Raw genomic sequence first — 2,089 nt, forward strand, 5'->3', positions numbered from 1 at the left:
AGATGCCGTCTGGCCTGCTTGAACAGTACTGGGTCCGAGGTCGTCAGATGATAGCGAAGAAGGCGCGCCGAGTGGTCTGGGGCCGGAGGAGCACCCCGTCCCGCCCAGATGTTGAGAGCGAGCCTGTGGGTATAGGCAGCACCCGCTCCCATATCGGCCATGCCCATCGACGGTAGCGAGAGATTACGTGCAAATCCAAGCCCTTCAAACCAGTCCAGCGCTGGCTCCAGGTCCGGGACGTGCAGGTGAATGTGGGCCACGACTGTGTTGGATGCGATGGGGGCTGAAGGATCTGTTCCGGCTGCTGCCGCAAGCTCAGCCTTGAGGTCGAGCGGATCGCGGCCACTGCGAAACCGCCCCTCACTGTCGATCATGGCAAAGCTGGAGCTGGAATTGTCGAAGCGTGCGAAGCGCTCTGGTGTCTCAAGCGCAATTTCGATCCCATGTCCGTCCGGATCGTTGAGGTAGATTGCCTTCGACATCGTGTGATCGACCGGGGAAACCCGCAGCCCAAGGCGCATGAAGCGGGCAAGAAGGCGGGAAAACTCGTCTTGCGACGGCACGGCAAAGGCGACGTGATAAAGCCCAGCAACGTCATTCACGACCGGCCGGCGGGCACCCGGTTGCAGGATCACCAGGGTGCGTTCTGACGTCCCGAGGGCGACGCCCGTGCCTGGATCGGGGCGGGCAACAAATCCCAGGGCCCCGGTCCAGAACCGTACGGCGCGGTCAAGATCGGTGACCGACAGTTCCACGGCGCCCCATGCCAGCCGTTCGCGAAGACCCTGTGCCTTCAGGCTGCGGGCGAGTTTGAGGGCATCCGTATCCATGCCGGTCGTCTCCTTCGTCGAGGCTTCAGCGCGGCAGGATCGGCGCCTTGCGCGAGCGGCCCCAGATCACCAGCACGGCGAGCGCCACATAGATCAGGTTGAACGGAAGTGGCGCGAACTCGCCTCGGCTGACATGGAAGGGAATGGCCAGCGCCTGGATCGCCAGAAGTCCGATGGCGGCCAGAACCGTCAGATTGGGCCTGATCCGCGTTACGGCCGGCAGGATCAATCCGATGACGCCGAGAAGTTCCATCACGCCGATGAAACGGACGAGCGCGAGCGGCGCCTGCGACATCCAGACGGCGCCCATGGCGGCAGCCTCCTCGGGAGACAGAAAAAGGTGCATCCACACACCCATCAGATAAAGCAGGGCGAGGGCGATCTGCGCGACCCAGAGGCCGATGTTCCAGCGGGGGCTCGGTGCAGTCGTGGTGGAGATGAGTGTCGACATGGTCGGTCCTGTGCCATTGGCCCACGACCCTGCGTGAAGGGTGCGGCGCGGTTGAAGATGGACACGATCCTATGGCTTTCATAGTGTTTGATCATCTGCACCAATATTGAGGGTGCGTTTCCTGTGAGGGGATGATCATGGACTCGCTTGTTGGACTTCGGGTGTTCGCAACGGTTGCCGAATTGCGCAGCTTTTCTGCCGCCGCAGAGCGCCTCGGTCTTTCTCCGGCGATGGCCAGCAAGCATGTCCAGCAGGTCGAAGCACGCGTGGGAGCACGGCTCCTCAATAGAACCAGCCGCAGCGTCAGCCTGACGGAAGCCGGAACGCTCTATCTGGCGAGCGTTCGCACGCTCCTGGAAGGGCTGGAACAGGCAGAAGCACAGCTGTCGCACACGACAGTTTCCCCCAAAGGGACGCTCAAGGTCAGCTTGCCGGTGTGGATGGCAAATCCCGCCTTCGCCCGTCTCCTGGCCGCTTTTCGCGCGCAATATCCCGCCGTGACGCTCGATCTCGATCTCTCCGGGCGCAAGGTCAACCTCGTGGAGGAAGGGTTCGATCTTGCCCTGCGCGTGACCGCGGCACTGGATGAGACGCTGATTGCGCGCCGTCTGGCAACGATCCGCTTCGCCCTTGTGGGAACGCCAGATCTTCTCGATCGTCTCGGGCGGCCGCAGCAGCCGGCGAAACTTGAGGGCGCGCCTTTCCTTGCCTATAGCGCGGTCGCGCCCGACGGCCGGGTGCGCCTGGGCAACGGGCCGCAGGCGCCCGAACTGCATCTTGCGCCGGTTCTTCTCAGCGGCAATGAAAC

General features: G+C 63.1%; 3 protein-coding genes. 1 reads left to right on the forward strand and 2 read right to left on the reverse strand.

The features are described from left to right. Together KLP42_RS26485 and KLP42_RS26490 are read right to left on the reverse strand one after the other, a co-directional pair. The coding region (locus tag KLP42_RS26485) for a VOC family protein (protein WP_215571151.1) at nt 1–830 on the reverse strand (830 nt) is incomplete at its 3' end. Between the two features lie 25 nt (nt 831–855). After that, the gene (locus KLP42_RS26490; protein WP_215571152.1) at nt 856–1,281 is read right to left on the reverse strand and encodes a DoxX family protein; all 426 of its coding nucleotides are present in this window, start codon (nt 1,279–1,281) and stop codon (nt 856–858) included. Between the two features lie 137 nt (nt 1,282–1,418). On the opposite strand from KLP42_RS26490, the gene KLP42_RS26495 reads away from it, so the two are divergent. Continuing rightward, nucleotides 1,419–2,089 (forward strand): LysR family transcriptional regulator (locus KLP42_RS26495; protein ID WP_215571153.1); only part of this gene is annotated, 671 nt, incomplete at its 3' end.

This window comes from Rhizobium sp. CSW-27 (assembly GCF_018760785.1).
Classification (GTDB): Bacteria; Pseudomonadota; Alphaproteobacteria; order Rhizobiales; family Rhizobiaceae; genus Neorhizobium.

What these genes read in the sequence shown, in the direction of transcription:
- KLP42_RS26490 (WP_215571152.1), bottom strand. Translation starts at nt 1,281, where the DNA reads ATGTCGACACTCATCTCCACCACGACTGCACCGAGCCCCCGCTGGAAC.